The organism is Peribacillus frigoritolerans (assembly GCF_030676415.1).
GTDB lineage: Bacteria > Bacillota > Bacilli > Bacillales > DSM-1321 > Peribacillus > Peribacillus frigoritolerans_A.
In genome coordinates, this window is the sequence record NZ_JAUUTW010000002.1 from 247063 (window position 1) to 266352 (window position 19290).

Genomic DNA, 19290 nt, shown 5'->3' on the forward strand with positions numbered 1-19290 from the left:
GTTTTACTCGTTTTAGCTGGATTTTGTCGAATTTCCAGTGAAAAAATGCACGATTCTTAATAAAATACTCGTTTTACTCTTTACATCCTTGCCTTTTTTTTCGATAATAGTAATAATAAAGAGTTTTTCTGCTAATAAGTTTATTTGCACTTGTATCCGTTTAAGCGGATTTATTTTTTTTCGCAAAAATTGTCACGTTTTGCAGAATAAAAGTGCTACCAATCATACTCAATCCGGATGATATCCGGTGGCAGTTAAAGTGGGGTTAAGGTGATTAAATGGCTAATGATCAAATATTGACTGCCGAGCAGGTTGTAGAACGGGCCAGCTTATATCTTCAGCCGGAAGAAGCTGAATTTATTCATAGAGCGTTTAAGTATGCAGAGTTTTCTCACCGAGAACAATTCCGTAAATCGGGAGAGCCGTATATTATTCATCCGATTCAAGTGGCGGGCATTCTGGCTGATCTTGAAATGGACCCTGCAACCATTGCGGCAGGTTTTTTACATGATGTTGTTGAAGACACGGAGATCACTCTGAAGGATATTGAAGAAAATTTCAGTCCTGAAGTCGCCATGCTTGTGGATGGCGTGACCAAGTTAGGGAAAATCAAGTATAAATCACAGCAGGAGCAACAGGCGGAAAACCATCGGAAAATGTTCGTGGCGATGGCTCAGGATATACGGGTCATCTTGATCAAGCTTGCGGACAGACTGCATAATATGCGGACATTGAAGCATCTGCCCCAGGAAAAGCAGAGAAGGATATCGAACGAGACGTTGGAAATCTTCGCACCGCTTGCTCATCGTCTTGGTATCAGCACGATTAAATGGGAACTGGAAGATACTGCACTAAGGTATCTGAATCCTCAGCAATATTACCGAATCGTCAACCTGATGAAGAAAAAGCGTGCAGAACGTGAACAGTATCTGGAAGAAGTCATTGATGAAGTGCGTAAAAACGTTGAGGAAGTCAACATTAAGGCTGACCTTTCCGGCAGGCCGAAACATATATACAGCATTTATCGCAAAATGGCTTTGCAGAATAAGCAGTTCAGCGAAATTTATGATTTGCTTGCAGTTCGGATCGTCGTCAATAGCATAAAAGATTGCTATGCCGTTTTAGGGATCATCCATACATGCTGGAAGCCGATGCCTGGCCGATTCAAAGACTATATCGCGATGCCGAAGCCGAATATGTATCAATCGCTCCATACGACGGTGATCGGACCGAAAGGCGATCCGCTGGAAGTGCAGATCCGTACTTCCGATATGCATCGGATTGCCGAGTTCGGGGTTGCCGCGCACTGGGCTTATAAAGAGGGAAAAGATGTCGAACAGCCTTCACTGGAAGAAAAATTGACATGGTTCCGGGAAATTCTTGAATTCCAGGATGATGCGACTAATGCAGAGGAATTCATGGAATCCCTTAAAATAGATCTTTTTTCAGATATGGTATTCATTTTCACACCAAAAGGCGATGTCATCGAACTGCCATCAGGATCCAACCCAATTGATTTCGCTTACCGGATTCACTCGGAAATCGGAAATAAAACGATCGGTGCCAAAGTGAACGGGAAAATGGTACCGCTGGATTATAAACTGAAAACTGGCGACATCATAGAAATCTTAACTTCGAAGCATTCATATGGTCCAAGTCAGGATTGGCTTAAACTGACGCAAACATCTCAAGCGAAAAATAAGATCCGCCAATTTTTCAAGAAGCAGCGCCGTGAAGAAAATATCGAAAAAGGCAAAGAGCTTGTTGAAAAGGAAATCAAGGATATGGAGTTCGACCTGAAGGAAATCCTGACTGCCGAGAATATCAGGCGTGTTGCAGATAAATTCAACTTCCTGAATGAAGAGGATATGTATGCAGCAGTCGGATATAACGGGATAACGGCCCTTCAGGTAGCTAACCGCCTAACCGAAAAATGGCGTAAGCAGAAAATGGTCGAGCAAGAAGCGGATATTTCTGAAGCGGTAGCCGACCTGAAAACCTTCTCCAATACATCTAAAAAACGTGACTCAGGTGTACAGGTACCGGGGATTGATAACCTGCTTATCCGTTTATCACGCTGTTGCAACCCAGTACCAGGGGACGAAATCGTTGGTTATATAACCAAAGGCCGTGGAGTTTCGGTTCATAGACAAGATTGCCCGAACCTGGATAGCGGGGATACCGATCATCGCCTTGTACCGGTTGAATGGGAAAGTACGATTAACGAACGCAAGGAATACATCGTAGAAATCGAAATCAGCGGCTATGACCGTCGCGGCTTATTAAACGAAGTGCTGCAAGCCGTCAATGAAACCAAGACCAACATTTCAGCGGTCTCGGGTAAATCCGACAGGAATAAGGTGGCGACCATTCACATGTCGATTTATATTCATAACATTGCCCATTTACAAAAGGTCGTCGACCGTATAAAACAAATTTCAGATGTTTATTCCGTCAGAAGGATCATGAACTAAGGAGTTTTTATTGCCATGCGTGTTGTTTTACAACGTTCCAAAGCGGCAAAAGTCGTTGTCGCAGACCAAATAATCGGGCAAATCGACAGCGGTCTCGTCCTGTTGGTCGGTGTCACCCACGGGGATACCATCGATGACGCCGCCTATTTGGCCGATAAGATTGTCAATCTCAGAATATTTGAAGATGAAAATGAAAAGATGAACCATTCACTATTGGATGTGGGAGGTTCGATTTTATCAGTTTCACAATTCACCTTATACGGCGATTGCCGCAAAGGCCGTCGACCGAACTTCATGGACGCCGCCCGTCCTGAAGAGGCGAATGAAATATATGAAGCATTTAACGAAGAACTCCGCAAGAAAGGCGTCCATACGGAAACAGGTCAATTCGGTGCCATGATGGATGTTCAGCTTACTAATGACGGTCCCGTTACATTAATACTTGATAGCAAAAAATGACCTGCTGCGGCAGGTTTTTTTGTTTGGGTAAGATGAGAAAAGCCAGCTTCGATGCGAAGCTGGCTTTTCTGGTTCTTATTTAAAATACCGCGCCAATCCATTATAGATGGCCGATGTGATTTTTTCTTGATACTCATTTGATGTTAACGTCAATTCTTCCACTGGATTACTTAAATAACCTAGTTCAATAAGTGTAGCTACCCGTTTATTTTCACGGGTAACATGAAAATTCCCGTATCGTGATCCGCGATTGGGCACCTGCATGGTGGAACCGAGTGAATTGGCCAGTGTAGCTGCCAATGCCCGCTGGTAGTCATGATAGTAGTATGTGGTTATCCCGCTGGTGATCTGGTCCTTGGTGCTATCATAATGGAGGCTGATGAAAGCATCCGCGTTATGTATATGTGAAGTGCTGACCCGGGAAGGGAGTGGAACATAGGTATTTCCGCTTCTGGTCAGGATCACTTTAGCTCCTGCCGCCTGAAGTTTGTCCCGCAGCAATTCTGCCGTTCGAGTCGTCAGGTTTTTCTCAAGTGTTCCACCGGCGCCGATTGTACCGCTATCCCTGCCGCCATGGCCGGGATCGATCACAATGGTTTTATCCTTTAAGTATTTCTCGACGCCAGGTCGTTGGATCTGCTCCGAATTCCCTTCGATCGTCACGATCCATCCGGCCACATAAGCTGTTTTTCCGCTCTTTAGTTTAAGGGAATACCAGTCGCCTTCCAAACCTGATGCGGAGAACGTTTCACCTGCATTGGCCTGCTCTACAATCTCCGAGTTGCCATCAGGCTCACTTCTAAGGATCGTACCATCATGAATGATGGTAATCTTGTTTCCTTTTACATCAACCTTTTTTTCCTTCGCCGTTTGTTCAACATTCTCTTTTTCCAGGTACCAGCTCACGACCCAGCCCTTTTTTGAACCGGAGAGCTTTATCTGTGTCATATTTCCCTTTGTTTGCAGCACGGCGTAAGTCTCATCCTTGTTCACCGAACCGATGACCTTACTGCTGAGAGAGGCTTCTTTCCTGACATTTAAACCCGTAGCGGTCACCCTTGCAGTGGCGCCTGCCGTATCATTTTTCATATCATCTTTATCTTCGCTTACTTGTATGTAAGGTTCAGCTACCCAGCCGCGGACTCCTTGGAAATCAATTTCAGCCCATTCATTTTCAACCCTGTAAACGGACACTGACGTATTTTTATTCAGCTTTCCGAGCGTGGCACTGCTTTTCGATGGTTCCGAACGGACATTGAGCCGGTCCACCAAAGTCACTCCGGTTTTTACGAATTGATCCGTTTCTTTTTCCTTGGTTGAATCTTTCTTATCTTTCTTCGCTGCATTTCCTGAAGCGGCGGGAAGCCTAAGGTAGTCAGATGAGACCCAGCCTTCGATATCAGCCGTTTTGACCTTTATCCAATTTTCATTCTTTTCAATGATGTCAACAGCTGTTCCTTTATTCAAGGACCCAACCGTTTGAAAGGTAGTGCCGGGACCTGTACGGACGCGGACGGAGCTGCCTGTTATCATACCTTGTCCCGGTTCCTTTTTGACCTGATTGGTATCGGATCCCGTTTGTCTCTCCACTAACCAATTGGCAACCCATCCCGTTTTGCCGGCGCCAATCCGGATTTCGATCCAGTCGCCATCTTCATTCAGAATGGGATACGATTCCCCTTTTGACAGTTTTTTTACGATAGGGAAACTGAGACCTGCACCTTCACGTACATTGACCACTTGGGTCGTCACGATATTTTCCCCTTCATCTTTTCCAAAAGCGTGATTGATGGGGAAAATCGCTGAGAATATCAGCATCAGTGTCAGGCCGAATAAACCCGATTTCTTCTTCATAAGTTGTCTCTCCCTTTTAATGTCTATATGTATGTATTCTCGTTCAATGAAAATTTCCCTCTTTCCCTGTGCAAAAAACATTTTTTTTAGGAAAGAATAAAGCTTATATAACTCTAGGAGGGAAACCACATGAAATTCAGCGAAAAAGATCAAACGAGCTTAAGCGGAGGCAATCAAGTATTGGGTGTCGATTTTCACGATTTCATCCAAAAGGAACAAAGCGCAAACCTTGTTGAGATGGCATCCGAATTCGGAGTCAATGTCCGGACGGTCAAAAATCTGAAAAAACATTTGAACCAATAAAATGCGACAAAATCCTCAGTCTGCCTTGACATTTGATGTTAACGTCCGTATGATTATAAAATATCAGACTTATTACTGCAATAACCAATGATGGAGAAGAGTAATTAAGAAACACATGAAAAGAGAGGAAATGCCGAGGCTGAAAGCATTCCACATGATGACTTAATGAAAGAACCCTCCGTAGGCTTCACTCCGAACGGATTTACTTAATAGGAGATGGACGTAAAACAGGCGTTAACTGTTTCTTGAGCGGGGGCACTTTATTTACGTGCTTCAACTAGGGTGGCACCACGGGATATCCAAACTCTCGTCCCTTGTAACATATAAGTTACAAGGGGCGGGAGTTTTTTGTTTGGAAAAAATCAGTATAGCGCCGTAACAGAAAGGGCGCCTTGCTTTAAAGGAGGAAACACATATGTCTATTCAGATTCCTAGAGGTACCCAGGATTTATTGCCTGGCCAAACGGAAATATGGCAGTATATCGAAAAGACAGCGCATGATATCTGTCACCGTTACCAATATAAAGAGATCCGCACTCCGATTTTTGAGCACACGGAATTATTTTTACGTGGTGTAGGGGATACAACCGATATCGTTCAAAAAGAGATGTATTCATTTCAAGATCGCGGTGAAAGGAACTTAACCCTTCGTCCGGAAGGCACCGCATCGGTTGTACGGTCCTATATCGAGAACAAAATGTTCGGGTGGGCCAATCAGCCGGTCAAGCTTTATTATATCGGGCCGATGTTCCGTTACGAACGTCCGCAAGCGGGTCGATTCCGCCAGTTCGTTCAATTCGGCATCGAAGCTTTAGGAAGCAAGGATCCCGGAATCGATGCAGAGGTTCTGTCACTTGCGATGAACCTGTACAAGGAACTTGGTTTGAAAAAGCTGAAACTTGTGATTAACAGCCTTGGTGATAAGGAAAGCCGGACAGCGCATCGCAATGCGTTAATCAAACATTTCGAACCACGCATCGGTGAGTTTTGCGGCGATTGTCAAAACCGTCTAAAGAAAAATCCTTTGCGTATCCTGGATTGCAAAAAGGATCACGGTCACGAATTGATGAACACGGCTCCTTCCATCATTGAATATTTAAATGATGAATCCCGTATTTATTTCGAAAAGGTGAAACAGCATTTAACCGATTTGGAAATCGATTTCGTCGAAGATCCGACTCTAGTGCGTGGCTTGGATTACTATAATCATACCGCATTTGAAATCATGAGTGATGCAGAAGGCTTTGGCGCCATCACTACCCTTTGCGGAGGCGGCCGGTATAACGGGCTTGCTGAAGAACTTGGCGGACCGGAAACACCCGGAATCGGCTTTGGACTTAGCATTGAACGCCTGATTGCTGCCTTACAAGCAGAGAACATCGAGCTTCCGATCAAAAAGGGAATTGACTGCTATCTTGTCTCATTAGGTGAAACGGCCAAGGACTATACCGTCAAACTTGTCCAGCAATTGCGGAATGCCGGTTTTACCGTCGAAAAAGACTATCAAGACCGTAAAGTGAAAGCACAATTCAAATCAGCCGACCGCCTCGAAGCAAGATATGTGGCGACACTCGGGGAAGATGAATTGGCAAATAATAAAATCAATGTGAAGTTCATGGAAACCGGTGAACAAGTCCAAATGGATCTTGCTACATTCGTTGAACAATTCAAAAAGCTACAGGCTTAAGGGGGAAATACCATGTTTGGCAGAACATACTTCAATGGTGAAGTGACAGAAGCAGCTATTGGTGAAAAAGTAACATTAAAAGGATGGGTACAAAAACGCCGGGATTTAGGCGGGGTCATCTTTATCGACTTACGTGACAGAAGCGGAGTCGTCCAAGTCGTTTTCAATCCGGACATTTCGGCAGACGCGTTGGCAACAGCCGAAAAAATCCGTAATGAATACGTCCTTGATATCCAAGGAACAGTCATCAAACGTGATGAAGCCAACTTCAATCCGAACGTAACAACAGGGACCGTCGAAGTTCAAGCCGAAAACGTTACAATTTTAAACGAAGCAAAGACCCCTCCATTCATCATTGATGAAAGAACGGATGTATCAGAAGACATCCGCTTGAAATATCGTTATTTGGACCTGCGCCGTCCAGCGATGTTCGAAACGTTGAAAATGCGTAACCAAACAACAAAAGCCATCCGTGATTACTTGGACGGTGAAGGCTTCCTTGATATCGAAACACCTATCTTAACAAAAAGTACACCTGAAGGAGCACGTGATTATTTAGTGCCTAGCCGTGTACACGAAGGGGAGTTCTATGCACTTCCGCAGTCACCGCAAATCTTCAAGCAGCTATTGATGGTATCCGGTTTCGAACGTTATTATCAAATCGCCCGCTGTTTCCGTGATGAAGACTTACGTGCTGACAGACAGCCTGAATTCACGCAAATCGATATTGAAACAAGCTTCATGAGCCAAGAAGATATCATTAACACTGCAGAAAACATGATGGCTAAAGTAATGAAAGACGTAAAAGGACTGGACGTAACACTGCCTTTCCCTAGAATGACTTACAATGAAGCGATGAGCCGTTACGGTTCCGACAAACCGGATACACGCTTCGGAATGGAACTTAAAGATGTTTCCGAAATCGTCAAAGACAGTGATTTCAAAGTGTTCACCGGCGCTGTTGCAAACGGCGGACAAGTTAAGGCGATCGTCGTTAAGGACGGAAATGCGGATTATTCCCGTAAAGATATTGATGGATTGGCTGAATTTGCAGCGATTTACGGTGCAAAAGGCCTTGCATGGCTGAAAGTTGAAGAAGACGGCGTAAAAGGACCAATCGCCAAATTCTTCGCAGAAGACCAAGAGCAATTAGTATCTGTATTGGAAGCTGAAGTGGGCGATCTAATCTTGTTCGTGGCGGATAAGAAAGGCATAGTCGCTGATGCACTTGGAGCACTTCGCAACAAGCTTGGTAAAGAAAGAGGCTTGATCGATCAAAGCAAATTCAACTTCCTATGGGTGACGGACTGGCCATTACTTGAATATGACGAAGAAGAAGGACGCTACTATGCAGCACACCATCCATTCACAATGCCATTCCGTGAAGACATGGATAAACTGGAATCAGACCCAGCAAGCGTCCGTGCACAAGCATATGACCTTGTCTTGAACGGCTACGAACTTGGCGGTGGATCACTGCGGATATTCGAACGCGACGTTCAGGAAAAAATGTTCAAAGTACTTGGATTCTCCGAAGAAGAAGCAAACGCACAATTCGGCTTCCTAATGGATGCATTCGAATACGGAACGCCTCCACACGGCGGAATCGCCCTTGGACTGGACCGCATGATCATGCTGCTTGCAGGCCGCACGAACCTTCGCGACACCATCGCGTTCCCGAAAACAGCAAGCGCAAGCGACCTGCTCGTTGACGCACCGAGTACTGTAAGTGACAAGCAACTGGCCGAACTAAACCTAAGACTTGCAGCACTTAAAAAATAATTCATTTGGGAAAAATATGAAAATATACCTAGGTGCTTTCTCTTGAAACAGAGTTAAGCATTATGATATGATATTTTCAATAAGTAAGAGTCCTGATGTGTTCGTTCTTTAACCTATAAGTTTTGACCGAACACTTATAGTTACCGGGAGCACTAGTTTCCTGGCCGCGTAAAAGCCTCCTTCGAAGAGGACTTACAAACGCGAGGAACCGAGCACCCACCTGCGGAGAGCGGGTTCAAAACAAAGGCGTAAACGGCACAATTGGGACTCTTACACCTTACAAAGCAACTCATGTTAAATAACATGGGTTTTTTTGTGCGTCAAAATAGTTAACTCACGAGTAAATGGCGCAAACTCACGAGTAAATGGCGAGAACTTACGAGTAAATGGCGCGAACTCACGAGTAAATGGCGCGAACTCACGAGTAAATGGCGCAAATTCACGAGTAAATAGCGAGAATTCACGAGTAAATAGCGAGAACTCACGAGTAAACGGCGCAAACTCACGAGTAAATGGCGGAAACTCACGAGTAAATGGTGCGAACTCACGAGTAAATGGCGCAAACTCACGAGTAAACGCAAATTCACGAGTAAATGGCGCGAACTCACGAGTAAATGGCGCAAGCTCACGAGTAAACGGCGCGAACTTACGAGTAAACGCAAATTTACGAGTAAACGGCGAGAATTCACGAGTAAATGGCGCAAATTCACGAGTAAATAGCGCGAATTCACGAGTAAACGGCGCGAACTCACGAGTAAACGGCACAAATTCACGAGTAAATGGCGAGAACTCACGAGTAAATGGCGCGAACTTCCGACTAAGCTACAAATCTCATGAATTAAACCGGTAAAACGCCTGATTTCAGTATTCTTGCAGGAAAAAAGGGCATAAACAAAGAAGCTAAAGGAGAAGGAGTTGATGTATGAATGCTAAAACCGTGTGAAAAGCCTATGAAAATGCTCAAACTGGAGGCATTAAGCAGGAGGCTATCAGCAAATCATCCAAAACAGGAAAGAATAAGGAACGATTTCCGGAAAATCCGTACAGGATTTAATGGGGAGCGGAGTATCGGAAAAGAGTTGAAGGATCTTTCAAAGGAATACCGAGTATTACATGATTTGAGGTTAAGCTACGATAGCCATTATTTTCAAATGGATTTCCTAATAATCACCCGGAATTACTGTATCATCATTGAAGTGAAAAACTTTGCGGGAACGCTCTATTTTGACCGCAACTATCCCCAATTGATTCGAACAAAAGATGGACAAGAACAGGCATTTTTAGATCCGCTAATCCAGGTTGACGTGCAAAAATCACGATTAAATGATTGGCTTACTTTTCACAAATTCCCCTCGCTTCCGATTGAAACACTCATTGCCAATGCAAACTCGAATACCATCATCAGGACTACCCCAGGTTTTACCCCCATTTTCAAAAAAATCACGGGAAAAGAAACCCTGATCTCCAAAATTCACACCCTTGAAGACAAGTATCCTTCCGAGCAATTAACCCAAAGGCAGAACAATAGACTTTCGAACACGATTCTGCAAAAAAACATTCCGCATAATCCTGATATACTCGAATTGTACCAAATCGATGAGCAAGATCTGCTTAAAAGCGTTCAATGTCCTGAATGCTCTACTCTCCATATGCAATATCACTGGGGCAAATGGTCATGTGGTCAATGTTCTTACACTTCCAAAGATGCCCACATTCAAACTCTTCGTGATTTTGCTCTCCTCATAAAACCCAATATAACAAATAAACAAGCACGGCTCTTTTTACAAATAGATTCAATTGATATCATGCAACGGATGCTATCTGCATTGGAATTGCCTTATTCGGGGCAATTTAAAAATAGAGCTTATAGACTTGATGAATTAATTCACGAGTAAATGGCGGAAACTCACGAGTAAATGGCGCAAATTCACGAGTAAATGGCGGAAATTCACGAGTAAATGGCGCGAATTCACGAGTAAATGGCGCAAACTCACGAGTAAATGGCGCGAATTCACGAGTAAATGGCGCAAACTCACGAGTAAATGGTGCGAATTCCGAGTAAATGGTGCGAATTCACGAGTAAAGAGCACAAACTAACGAAAAAACTCCAAAAACTATCGAATAATCTTCAAATATTCTCATTTAAGTAACATTCCTCAATATAAATTCGTAAATTATAGTAAGGTTGAGCAATAGTCAGCCAAGGATAGAAAGTAGTGAGGGCTTTGAAAGATTTATTGTATGCAAAGAGGATGGAAATGCTTCAATTAGTGGAGCGGCTAGTGAATATAGATAGTGGTTCTCATACGAAAAAGGGTATTGATGAAATTGGTTCGATTTTAAAAACGAAATTTGAAAGTCTGGATTTTATTGTGAATACCGTTGAGCAGCAGGATTATGGCAATCAGCTGGTCATCCAGCATCGTGAGGCGCTTCAGCCGCATATTCTGGTCGTCGCCCATATGGATACGGTTTTTCCGGAAGGCACAGCGCAAAAACGTCCTTTTAAAGTGAAAGGAAATCGGGCATACGGTCCTGGTGTAGCGGATATGAAGTCTAGTTTGGTTGAGCTTTTTTATGCGATCCTTTGCTTGAAACAGACGGGGCAGACAGGCTATAAGCATATCCAAATCATTCTTAATAGTGATGAGGAAATCGGGTCTCCGTCGTCCGCTTCACTCATATCGGAAAAAGCGGCCAATAAGAAGTTCGCGTTAATTCTTGAACCGGCAAGGACGGACGGTTCGCTTGTCACGGCAAGAAGGGGCTGCGGTCAGTTTAAAGTGGATATTGTGGGGGTGGCCGCCCATTCAGGTATCGAACCGGAAAAGGGACGAAGTGCAATTGAAGAATTGGCCCATAAAATCATCGCCTTACATCAATTGAATGATCAAAAGACAGGAATGAGCGTTAATGTCGGCATGATTGAAGGAGGTTCCTCTGTCAATACGATCGCTTCCCATGCAGCTGCTTTTGTGGATGTGCGGATTTCGGAAAAAAGGCAGGAAGGCATCATCCTCAAGCAACTGAAAAAAATCTGTGCTGAAACCTATATTCCAGGAACGAAAACGACATTAAGCGGGAAAATGGACCGGTCTCCCATGGAAAAGAATGAGAAGACGAACTTGCTTTTAGAGACGATCCGTCAGGCTGGGAAGGAAATCGGCATCGAAATCACGGATACGGCCACGGGTGGGGGTTCGGATGCTTCCATCACTTCTGATTTGGGAATCGCGACAGTGGATGGACTCGGGCCCATTGGAGGGAATGCACATAGTGAAGAGGAGTATTTGGAAATCCCAAGCCTGACGGAAAGGACTCTCCTTTTGGCAACCGTCATTCAAAAATTATCAAAAATGACCTAGTGTACTAATTCCGATTAGACTGCTCATATTTCGCTTGTCATAAATGATGTTTATGATATATTGTTAATTGGGAAGCTAAATAAGAACAGAATTTATTGGAGTTGAATATATATGCTGCATCAGTTTTCACGAAATGAATTGGCAATTGGCAAGGAAGGAATCGATATTCTGAAAAACACGACCGTTGCTGTCCTGGGTGTAGGAGGCGTTGGTTCTTTTTCAGCCGAAGCATTGGCGCGTACGGGGGTAGGCCGTATTATTCTTGTGGATAAAGACGATGTCGACATCACAAATGTAAACAGGCAGATCCATGCTTTATTATCAACAGTCGGCCAACCGAAAGCGGAATTGATGAAAAATCGCATTCAAGACATCAATCCCGACTGCGAAGTGATCGCTCTTAAAATGTTCTATACAGAAGAAACATTTGAGGAATTCTTCAGTTATGGCCTCGACTATGTCATTGATGCATCCGATACGGTCATTTATAAGATGCATGTGATGAAGGAATGCCTGAAACGAAATATCAAGGTGATTTCAAGCATGGGGGCCGCTAATAAGATGGACCCGACGCGTTTTCAAATTGCCGATATCTCCAAAACGCATACCGACCCGCTTGCCAAGGTCATTCGTACTAGATTGCGTAAAGAGGGCATAACAAAGGGAATTCCCGTTGTCTTCTCCGACGAGAGCCCTATTGTCATTCGTGAGGATGTCCGAAAAGAAGTCGGCAATGATGAGGCAAAAATCCGTAAAGCCCAAATGCCTCCGTCTTCGAATGCTTTTGTACCATCCGTAGCGGGTTTAATTGCAGCAAGCTGGGTGATCAATGATCTATTAAAAGACATTGAAGTTCGCCGCGTAAACGATTGATAAAAAGTAACTGACTCTATAAAGGGTCAGTTTTTTTGTGCCGAATAGTAGATTTTCCTTTTAATAACTTTTTTATCCATATCATATAGACGGGGTCGAAAGAATGAGATAAACTATTTTCAGAATATTATTTTTATTCAGATATTCTATTTGTTTAAAAGAACATACAAAACAAGGGGGTTTCAAATGAAGAAGAAAAAGCTAGCAGGAGTGTTTCTATCACTTTCATTGGTTGCAGGGGCGCTGGCAGGTTGTAGCGGCGACTCGAAAACTAGCAGTTCAGGCGGGAGCTCATCAAAATCGGGCGACACGATTAAAATTGGGGCCAACCTTGAATTGTCCGGAGGTACGGCATCATTCGGCCAATCGGCTGCCGATGGTTTGAAACTGGCCATCGATGAAATTAATAAAGAGGGTATCGATGGTAAAAAACTGGAAATCGTCAAGGTTGATAATAAATCAGATGCAGCCGAAGCTACAAGCGGTTCGATCAAGTTAGTCAGCCAGGACAAGGTTGTGGCTGTAGTCGGATCTGCGACAAGCACGAATACATTGGCACAGGTTCAGGTCGCACAGGATAATAAAGTTCCCCTACTCACACCAACTGCAACAAATCCCGACATTACCAACAAAGCTGGAAAATTAAATGATTATGTGTTCAGAACTTGCTTTATCGATCCATTCCAAGGTACGGTGGCAGCCAATTTTGCATCTGACGAAATTGGGGCGAAGACGGCTGCGATCTATGTGGATAGCGCAAGTGATTATTCTAAAGGATTGGCCGCAGCTTTTAAAGAAGCGTTCACTGCCAAGGGCGGTAAAATCGTGGCGGAAGAAGCTTATGTAACGAAAGATACTGATTTCCGCTCTACATTGACACGTATCAAATCCGCAAAACCAGAGTTCGTTTTCCTTCCTGGTTATTATGAAGAAGTCGGATTGATCTTAAAACAGGCACGTGAAGACGGCATAGACCTTCCATTCATGGGCGGGGACGGCTGGGATTCCCCGAAGGTCGTTGAAATTGCCGGAGCGGATGCTTTGAAAAATACTTATATCACGAATCACTATTCCCCGGAAGATGAAGATGCCAAAATCCAGGATTTCGTTGCAGCCTTCGAAAAGGAATACGATAAAACACCGGATGCCTTTGCCGCACTTGGTTATGACACGGGGTACTACCTGGCTGATGCCATCAAGAGATCTGGAGATGCTTCTCCCGAAAAAATCAGACAAGCGTTGGAAGATGTCAAAGATCTTCAATTAGTTTCCGGAACGCTGAACCTTGATGAAAATCATGATCCGATCAAATCGGCGACCATCTTGGAATATGTGGATGGCAAACAAACATTCAAGACAAAAATCAATCCATAATACCTTATGTGGATAGGGGGCAAGTCCCCCCTATTCTATATTCACTTAAAAAACACCTTTAACGGGGAGAGTGCAATATGGAACTGATTCAGCAATTGGTAAATGGCATTTCACTCGGAAGCATTTATGCTTTGATCGCGCTTGGTTATACGATGGTATATGGAATCGTCAAACTCATAAACTTCGCCCATGGCGACGTATTCATGGTTGGTTCATTTGTAGGGTTTTACGCCATTACCGTAATGGACTTATCCTTCATCCCGGCTTTATTGATTTCGATGGCCACATGTGCCATCTTTGGCGTTTTAATTGAACGGATTGCTTATAAACCCCTTCGTAATGCAACACGGATCGCGGCCTTGATAACGGCCATCGGTGTTTCCCTTCTGATAGAAAATGGGCTGATTTACATCCGGGGCGCCCAGCCGGAAGCCTATCCAAATAATGTCCTTCCGATGGATAAACTCGATATATTGGGAGTTTCCATCAGCAGTCAATCGATTTTGATCTTATCTGTATCCATCATTTTAATGATCATCCTGCAATTCGTTGTCCATAAAACCAAAATCGGCAAAGCGATGCGTGCCGTTTCATTCGATTCCGAAGCGGCTAAGCTGATGGGAATCAATGTGAATAATACGATTTCAGCTACGTTCGCCATAGGTTCGGCCCTGGCTGGGGCGGCGGGTGTCATTTTTGGAATCTACTATATTAAAATCGAGCCGTTGATGGGTGTCCTTCCTGGTCTTAAAGCATTTGTTGCAGCCGTCTTGGGCGGCATCGGCATCATTCCGGGAGCGATGGTCGGCGGTCTGCTGCTTGGAGTGATCGAAGCTTTGGTCAGTGCAGCCGGTTACTCATTATGGCGCGATGGTGTGGCTTTCGTCGTACTTATCTTGATTTTGATTTTCTTGCCGCAGGGACTGTTCGGTAAAAATAAAAGAGAAAAAGTATAGGGGAGACATGGCGATGACTACTTTAAAGAATTCAAAGGGTTTTTGGCTCTCGATCGCGCTCGCACTTATTTTTTTCGGAATCATGCAGTACACCATTTCAATCGGTATCCTCAATCCATTTTATATCAACACGCTCATGTTCATCGGCATCAATATCATGCTGGCTACAAGCCTTCATTTAATCATTGGAATAACCGGGCAGTTCTCGATCGGGCATGCAGGTTTTTTAGCGGTTGGGGCTTATGCTTCCGCAGTCATGACGATGAAGCTGGAACTTCCTTTCATCCTAGCAGTATTGGCTGGGGGCGTCATCGCCGCTGTTGCGGGTATGGTGATCGGGATACCCAGCTTGCGTCTGAAGGGGGATTACCTGGCGATAGCCACCCTTGGATTTGGGGAAATTGTCCGGATCGTCCTTTTGAATATTGAATATGTAGGCGGGGCAAGCGGGATGCAGGTATCCCATCTGACTACTTGGCCATGGGTTTTTGCCTGTGTCATGATCACCGTCTTAGTCATCAGGAATTTCACCAATTCGACTCACGGACGTGCATGCATATCCGTAAGGGAAGATGAAACGGCGGCTGATGCGATGGGAATCAATACGACCTATTATAAAGTGGCGGCTTTCGTCATCGGAGCTTTTTTTGCCGGAATTGCCGGATCGCTTTATGCCCATAATTTTTATATTATCCAGCCATCGAATTTCGGTTTCCTGAAATCTTTCGATATACTGATTTTCGTCGTACTAGGCGGTCTTGGAAGTCTTTCAGGTTCGGTATTGGCAGCAATTTTACTGACGATCGTAACGACATTCCTTCAGGATTATCCGGAAACGAGGATGATCATCTACAGTCTTGTCCTGATCCTGATGATGATTTTCCGCCCGCAGGGTTTAATGGGAACAAGAGAAATCACGACATTGTTCACACATAAAAAAACGAAAGGGGGCCCAAAGGATGGAAGCCACAATACCGTTGCTTAAAGTAGATGCGGTGGGGATACGCTTTGGCGGATTGAAAGCGGTGTCCGATGTGAACGTGGAATTATTTCCAGGGGAACTTGTAGGACTGATCGGGCCGAATGGAGCTGGGAAAACGACCTTCTTCAATTTATTGACGGGTGTGTATGTCCCTACAGAAGGAACGATTGCCTTGAATGGGGAAAATCTGAATAAGCAGCCGCCTTATAAAATTACCCGAAAAGGGATCTCGAGGACTTTTCAAAATATTCGCCTCTTCAGTGAATTATCCGTGATCGATAACGTGAAGGTTGCTTACCACTCGCTTGCCAAGCATAGAATTCCAAGCTCCATATTCAGGCTGCCGGGACATTTTTCCGGGGAAAAGGAAATGGATGAAAAGGCACTCGAATTCTTGAGGATTTTCAATCTTGACCATTTTAAGGATGAAAAAGCGAAGAATCTTCCATACGGACAGCAAAGGCGGCTGGAAATCGCCCGTGCTCTTGCCGCCAATCCGAAACTTCTTTTACTGGACGAACCCGCTGCCGGGATGAACCCGCATGAAACGAAAGAATTGATGAATCTCATTGCTTTTATCCGGAAGGAATTCAACCTGACCGTTTTGCTCATCGAACATGATATGTCACTGGTCATGGGGGTATGCGAACGGATTTACGTTCTTGATCATGGACAGCTTATCGCTCACGGTAAGCCGGAACAAATTCGCAACGATCCAAAGGTTATCGAGGCATATCTAGGGGAGGAGGTTTCCTGATGCTGAAAATAGAGGACATCAATGTTTATTACGGTAATATCCAAGCGTTAAAAGGGGTTTCCATGGAGATAAACGAAGGGGAGATCGTGACTTTGATCGGGGCGAACGGAGCGGGAAAAAGCACGCTGCTCAAAACGATTTCCGGTCTGTTAAAACCAAAGCAAGGAAAAGTTCTGTTCGAAGGTGATCCGATCGGGGGAAAAGCTGCACAGTCCATCGTGAAAATGGGCATATCCCATGTACCTGAAGGGCGACGTGTCTTTGCCAACATGACGGTTGCCGAAAACTTGGAGCTTGGGGCTTATTTGCGAAAAGACAAAGAGGGCATCCATACAGATATGGAAAGGGTGTATGAGTTATTTCCGAGGCTGCTGGAGAGAATCAAACAGCAGGCTGGCACTCTATCCGGCGGTGAACAGCAGATGCTTGCAATGGGCCGGGCTTTAATGGCGAAACCACGTTTATTACTGCTCGATGAACCTTCGATGGGTCTTGCACCGCTTCTGGTTAAGCAAATATTCAACATCATCCAGGAAATCAGTGAGTCCGGCACAACGATCCTTTTGGTCGAGCAAAACGCCAACCTCGCTTTATCCATTGCAGATCGCGCCTATGTAGTTGAAACGGGCCGAATCGTCCTCTCGGGAAAGGCCGAGGAACTAACATCAAGTGAAGAAATAAAAATGGCCTATTTAGGAGGCCACTGAACCGCCTTTTGGCGGTTTTTTTATTTATGCAATATATGCAGGAAGATAAAAAGCTTAGGAGCTTCATGCATGATTTTATACATCCAATATAGTATTATTCAATTTTGATATAGGAATTAGGACTAAAAAAGCACGAAAAAACTGGGTTTAATTCCCTATCGATATACTTGTATTTTGGTAAAAATGTAATTAATAGGATGAAAAAAATAAGAGAATGAATAAAATTTTTTGAGCAACAAATAAGGGATTTGTAATATTGATATAATTTTAATTATCCGTTATTCCTGATTGTATCGCTAATTTTCACAATATTTAAAATATATAAAGATAAAAATGATGTAGGGCTACCTGTGAAAAATATCCTATTTGCGAAATCTTCTCGTAATTATTATATAGACGGAATGAAAATTATGCGGTAAACTATTTTTCGAAATATTAATTTAATTTGAAACATTTCATCTAATCAATTTTTTTCTGAAGCATTATGAATAAATATTCATGCATCAGAGCTTGATTACAAAATGGGGGGATTATTTATGAAAAAGAAAAAATTAGCAGGTGCATTCCTTTCTCTAACACTTGCTGCAGGAGTGCTAGCCGGTTGTTCCAGCTCTGGTTCATCAGAAAAATCAAGCGGGGATGGAGATACGATCAAGATCGGTGTCAACCTTGAATTATCAGGCGGTGTAGCTTCATATGGACAATCGATTGCAGAGGGCCTGGAGCTTGCGACTGCAGAAATCAATAAAGAAGGCATTGACGGTAAAAAAATCAAACTAATTAAAGTCGATAATAAATCTGAAGCGTCCGAAGCGACAAGCGGAGCGATCAAGCTGACATCACAAGATCAGGTTGCAGCGATCGTAGGTGCTGCGACAAGTACGAACTCGATTGCACAAGTACAGATTGCCCAAGATAATAAAGTGCCGGTCATCTCACCATCTGGTACAAGCCCTGAAATCACGTTCAGCAAGGATAAATTGAACGACTACATTTTCAGGACAAGCTTCATCGATCCGTTCCAAGGGACGGTTGCTGCGAATTTCGCCACTAAAGAAATCAAAGCGAAAAGTGCAGCCATCTATATTGACAGCGCAAGTGATTATTCAAAAGGGTTAGCCGCAGCCTTTAAAGAACAATTCGAAAAAAATGGCGGAAAGATCGTGGCTGAGGAAGCTTACATTGCGAAGGATACTGATTTCCGTTCCACATTGACTCGTTTGAAATCGGCAAAACCTGATTTCATTTTCCTTCCTGGTTACTATGAGGAAGCTGGTCTGATCGTAAAGCAGGCACGCGAAACTGGACTTGACGTTCCATTCATGGGCGGCGACGGCTGGGATTCTCCTAAGCTAATTGAAATTGCCGGTGCAAAAGCTCTAAATAATACGTTCATCACGAACCATTATTCTTCAGGTGACCCTGATGAGAAAATTCAGAATTTTGTGTCAGCATTTAAAGCGAAGTACAAAGATAAATCCCCGGATGCATTTAACGCTCTAGGATATGACACAGGATACTTCCTTGCAGACGCGATTAAACGTGCTGGTTCAGCGGATTCAGAAAAAATCAAAGAAGCGCTGGAAAAAACGGCTGACCTTGAGCTGGTAACGGGTACATTCACATTGGATGAAAAACATAACCCAATCAAATCTGCTACCATCCTTGAATTTAAAGAAGGAAAACAAGTATTCAACACAAAAATCAATCCTTAATT

17 protein-coding genes, 1 other RNA gene and 1 other annotated feature are annotated in these 19290 nt (G+C 43.9%); of the genes, 15 read left to right on the top strand and 3 right to left on the bottom strand.

The window, feature by feature from the left end; translation table 11 throughout:
* Positions 1-278 precede the first annotated feature (278 nt).
* A complete protein-coding gene (locus tag Q8G36_RS03170) occupies positions 279-2474 on the top strand; it encodes a RelA/SpoT family protein (protein WP_305158944.1) in 2196 nt (731 codons plus the stop codon).
* A gap of 15 nt (positions 2475-2489) precedes the next feature.
* The gene (gene dtd, locus Q8G36_RS03175) at positions 2490-2933 is read left to right on the top strand and encodes a D-aminoacyl-tRNA deacylase (protein ID WP_305158945.1); all 444 of its coding nucleotides are present in this window, start codon (positions 2490-2492) and stop codon (positions 2931-2933) included.
* A 75-nt stretch (positions 2934-3008) separates the two neighbouring features.
* Here dtd and Q8G36_RS03180 read toward each other — a convergent pair whose 3' ends face one another.
* Positions 3009-4787, bottom strand: coding sequence for an SH3 domain-containing protein (locus tag Q8G36_RS03180; RefSeq protein ID WP_305158946.1), 1779 nt, complete (start codon positions 4785-4787; stop codon positions 3009-3011).
* A 129-nt stretch (positions 4788-4916) separates the two neighbouring features.
* Between Q8G36_RS03180 and Q8G36_RS03185 the strand changes: the two genes are divergently transcribed.
* The 4 genes from Q8G36_RS03185 (at position 4917) to ssrS (ending at position 8831) form a co-directional block, all read left to right on the top strand.
* A complete protein-coding gene (locus tag Q8G36_RS03185) occupies positions 4917-5090 on the top strand; it encodes a hypothetical protein (RefSeq protein ID WP_305158947.1) in 174 nt (57 codons plus the stop codon).
* 78 nt (positions 5091-5168) lie between these two features.
* Positions 5169-5408, top strand: a binding site (T-box leader).
* A gap of 97 nt (positions 5409-5505) precedes the next feature.
* Complete coding sequence (gene hisS / locus Q8G36_RS03190; RefSeq protein ID WP_305158948.1) at positions 5506-6777, top strand: histidine--tRNA ligase; 1272 nt, start codon at positions 5506-5508, stop codon at positions 6775-6777.
* Between the two features lie 12 nt (positions 6778-6789).
* Positions 6790-8559, top strand: coding sequence for an aspartate--tRNA ligase (gene aspS / locus Q8G36_RS03195; RefSeq protein ID WP_305158949.1), 1770 nt, complete (start codon positions 6790-6792; stop codon positions 8557-8559).
* A gap of 86 nt (positions 8560-8645) precedes the next feature.
* A non-coding RNA gene (ssrS, locus tag Q8G36_RS03200) (6S RNA) lies at positions 8646-8831 on the top strand.
* 22 nt (positions 8832-8853) lie between these two features.
* Here the strand turns inward: ssrS and Q8G36_RS03205 are convergent.
* Positions 8854-9324 carry a hypothetical protein gene (locus tag Q8G36_RS03205; protein ID WP_305158950.1) on the bottom strand — a complete coding sequence of 157 codons (471 nt, stop codon included), beginning with the start codon at positions 9322-9324 and terminating at the stop codon, positions 8854-8856.
* Positions 9325-9485: 161 nt separating this feature from the next.
* On the opposite strand from Q8G36_RS03205, the gene Q8G36_RS03210 reads away from it, so the two are divergent.
* Entirely contained in the window at positions 9486-10454 is a 969-nt protein-coding gene (locus Q8G36_RS03210) for an NERD domain-containing protein (RefSeq protein ID WP_305158951.1), read from the top strand.
* Here the strand turns inward: Q8G36_RS03210 and Q8G36_RS03215 are convergent.
* Positions 10440-10649 carry a hypothetical protein gene (locus Q8G36_RS03215; protein ID WP_305158952.1) on the bottom strand — a complete coding sequence of 70 codons (210 nt, stop codon included), beginning with the start codon at positions 10647-10649 and terminating at the stop codon, positions 10440-10442. The two genes, Q8G36_RS03210 and Q8G36_RS03215, sit on opposite strands and share 15 nt — an antisense overlap.
* 168 nt (positions 10650-10817) lie before the next feature.
* Here Q8G36_RS03215 and Q8G36_RS03220 point away from each other — a divergent pair, with 168 nt between their 5' ends.
* From Q8G36_RS03220 to Q8G36_RS03255, 8 genes are all read left to right on the top strand, one after another.
* Positions 10818-11924, top strand: a complete 1107-nt coding sequence (locus tag Q8G36_RS03220; protein WP_305158953.1) for a M20 family metallopeptidase — start codon at positions 10818-10820, stop codon at positions 11922-11924.
* 111 nt (positions 11925-12035) lie between these two features.
* Positions 12036-12797 carry a tRNA threonylcarbamoyladenosine dehydratase gene (locus tag Q8G36_RS03225; RefSeq protein ID WP_054400119.1) on the top strand — a complete coding sequence of 254 codons (762 nt, stop codon included), beginning with the start codon at positions 12036-12038 and terminating at the stop codon, positions 12795-12797.
* A 186-nt stretch (positions 12798-12983) separates the two neighbouring features.
* Complete coding sequence (locus Q8G36_RS03230) at positions 12984-14171, top strand: ABC transporter substrate-binding protein (protein WP_305158954.1); 1188 nt, start codon at positions 12984-12986, stop codon at positions 14169-14171.
* Positions 14172-14248: 77 nt separating this feature from the next.
* A complete protein-coding gene (locus tag Q8G36_RS03235; protein ID WP_106026961.1) occupies positions 14249-15127 on the top strand; it encodes a branched-chain amino acid ABC transporter permease in 879 nt (292 codons plus the stop codon).
* 13 nt (positions 15128-15140) lie between these two features.
* Entirely contained in the window at positions 15141-16112 is a 972-nt protein-coding gene (locus tag Q8G36_RS03240) for a branched-chain amino acid ABC transporter permease (RefSeq protein WP_305158955.1), read from the top strand.
* Positions 16087-16866, top strand: a complete 780-nt coding sequence (locus Q8G36_RS03245) for an ABC transporter ATP-binding protein (protein ID WP_305158956.1) — start codon at positions 16087-16089, stop codon at positions 16864-16866. Before Q8G36_RS03240 ends, Q8G36_RS03245 begins: the two co-directional genes overlap by 26 nt.
* Complete coding sequence (locus tag Q8G36_RS03250; RefSeq protein WP_305158957.1) at positions 16866-17573, top strand: ABC transporter ATP-binding protein; 708 nt, start codon at positions 16866-16868, stop codon at positions 17571-17573. Before Q8G36_RS03245 ends, Q8G36_RS03250 begins: the two co-directional genes overlap by 1 nt.
* 536 nt (positions 17574-18109) lie before the next feature.
* On the top strand, positions 18110-19288 hold the full coding sequence (locus tag Q8G36_RS03255; RefSeq protein WP_305158958.1) for an ABC transporter substrate-binding protein: 1179 nt from the start codon (positions 18110-18112) through the stop codon (positions 19286-19288).
* Positions 19289-19290: the final 2 nt, after the last annotated feature.